Genomic DNA, 2,550 nt, shown 5'->3' on the forward strand with positions numbered 1-2,550 from the left:
GGAAAACCCTCAATCACTTTTAATCGACCCTCAACAACAGCAATAGCAAATAACGTGATGTCACGTTTTTTATCTAAATGCTCCTGCAACACTTTTTTAAAATATGAAGCAGCTTCATCAAGTGAAGCCATAGGCTTGTTAGCCGTAACCTCAAAATTAGTCATCCGCCATATCTCCAGAATTGATTGACTGGCGATCCTTCAATAAATCCTGAAGAATCCGCCCCTCCTCAACCTGAATGTCATGCAAAGTGTCTTCATCGAGATTTAAAGATAAATAAACCTGATCAAGAGCAATAGCCAAAAGATCATTCAAGACTTTATTTCGAGAGCTGTTTAAGTGTTTTGCAAGAGATTCAACTTTCGCATGAAGATGCAATTGGATACGGAAAGGAACTTGAAAATATGCACCGTGATAGCTAGAACGACCTGTTTTTTTAAGTTCAGCAACAAACAAATCTAAATTAGTTGGCTCAGTCATAATGATATACCCTGTATATGTAAAAAAATTAAAGTAGCTTAACTGGTGAGTTATTTATATATCATTATTCTTTGTGGCGCAACCCTGCGGGATTGCTAAAAGCTCCCACTTAGGTGCTAAGGGGAGCTTTGTAATCAGGGAAAGGAAAGTTAAGAGTTTTTATTGCGTCAGTTCGCAGGCACTCCGCCTGCTCTAACTCTTACGTGTTGCAGTAGAATTTTCAGAATGCACGCTTACGCGTTTCTCAAGAAACAGGCTAACCAATAAAAGCTAATAGCCTATGCTCAACATACGGGAATAGGTCAATATTATATAAATATCCGTCCCATCTTCGGATTCGTTGCCGAACCCGAACACGGGTAGCAGGTGGGATTCTCCAGTGGGCTTTTTTGCGTCCTCGCTTCATTTTCACGTGCTGCGTGCCCTCGCCACGACCGAAAATGATAGCTTCGTCCTTAGTCGCCAATGCTACAGCTTCACAACGTCGGTCGGTCGTCGTCGCAACTCCTCCTCCTCCTCCTAGTTCCGCTTTCGCCTTTGGCTCTACGTTGCGTGTAACAATCAAGTCATAGTATGAATGCTTGGCATAGTTGAATTTGTAAAGCATTTCGAGATATGGCAAAGACTGATCGTCTGGAAGTTCGTCCGTAGCTTCTTCAGGGATTTTGACACCCCATAAAAGACCAAATGAGCCAGTTAAGCGACGCCCCTTGAGAATCTTAAAAGCCTCCCAAGTCTTTTCAACCGATAGATCACCAAACTTTAAAGCGTACTTACAGACCTCTGCTGCTGCTCCCGCATAGCCTGAACCCTTTTCTTTTTTCGCCCTGCGAACGTCTACAATATAAGAATCACCAGTGAGGCTTTGCCAATATTCCGCAAACTCTTGCTGATCAATCCAGCTATCCACCAGTGCAAACATGTGAATATGGGGATGCCATTCACCTGTTTTTTCGTTATACGTGTTTTCGTATGAGTACATAGCGCCCTGAACCTTACAAAACTCGTTGTACCCTCGACCCTTCTTGATGAAGTCTCTACGACGCTCTAGGAGCTTCCTAAAGGCGTTTAGAAGATGGTCGGCACGTTCCCGTAGGTCAGAACCGTTTTTTACTGTGAGCGTGATTAGAACGGGCTTGAGCTTGCGATTTTGCGTTAATACTTCATCAATACGTTGAACGTATCGAGTAACAGCACGGGAGGCACGAATAGCAGCGCAGAAAGGGCAAAGCAAATGCTGCCCGCATGTTTGGATTTTTGTTAGTTTGATTTCACCCAAAGTATAGAAATTTTTGAATAGCAGATAGTTTCCGCACTCATTCAATTTTTGGGCAGATTTAAGAGCCGCAATAGATTCATCGTTTTTAACGTCTTTAACATAGTTCTCTTTAAACTTGGCTAGTGTAAAAAGATAGTTTTCTTGGTTTTTAGCCCTATGTTTTAAAGTCGCAAAACGTGTTATTCTATCCGAATGTTGATCTTCGCAAGAAGATTCCAAAGCCTGTAATTCAACGCCCGCCAAAGCAGCCGAATTATGGGCTTTTTTATTGCCTTTTTTAGTCAATTTTTGTCCCCACTTTAATCAATAGTATCAAGAGAAAGAAAAAACAGCGAGTAGGCAAGCCTAACTCACTGTTTTTTTTCGTGTTTCACACGGTTTTTGCTAATTCAGGCTGTGCGCCTTTTGCGACATAAAAAATCACATTACGTCCGCTTGCCATTGCTCCAACAGCAATAGAAATTTTTTGATTTAAGAAGTCGATAAAATCACGATGATTTTCGACTGATAATGTAAAAAGCTCATTTTTTACATCACCGTTTGGAAGCTCCATAGCTCCCAAAATTTGCACCTTGTCACGATCTTCAAAGGCTTCGCCTTTCTTGTTTGTTCCGCCTTGTTGAGTAAAGACGTTTAATACTGTTCCCTCTAACTTAATCATCTTGGAAAACCCTCAATCACTTTTAATCGACCCTCAACAACAGCAATAGCAAATAACGTGATGTCACGTTTTTTATCTAAATGCTCCTGCAACACTATTTTAAAAGATGAAGCAGCTTCATCAAGTGAAG

Annotated in this window: 3 protein-coding genes; all 3 read right to left on the minus strand. The window is 41.3% G+C overall.

Features of this window, described 5'->3' with window-relative positions; genetic code table 11:
* Positions 1-156: 156 nt before the first annotated feature.
* A complete protein-coding gene (locus FTV41_RS14290) occupies positions 157-480 on the minus strand; it encodes a hypothetical protein (protein ID WP_179991768.1) in 324 nt (107 codons plus the stop codon).
* A gap of 256 nt (positions 481-736) precedes the next feature.
* Positions 737-2,044, minus strand: a complete 1,308-nt coding sequence (locus FTV41_RS14295) for a protein rep (protein WP_257221987.1) — start codon at positions 2,042-2,044, stop codon at positions 737-739.
* Between the two features lie 85 nt (positions 2,045-2,129).
* Positions 2,130-2,420 (minus strand): hypothetical protein, encoded by a 291-nt coding sequence (locus tag FTV41_RS14300; RefSeq protein WP_179991767.1) that lies wholly within the window; start codon positions 2,418-2,420, stop codon positions 2,130-2,132.
* Positions 2,421-2,550: the final 130 nt, after the last annotated feature.

The organism is Acinetobacter sp. YH16051, from assembly GCF_013417135.1.
Taxonomy (GTDB): Bacteria; Pseudomonadota; Gammaproteobacteria; order Pseudomonadales; family Moraxellaceae; genus Acinetobacter; species Acinetobacter towneri.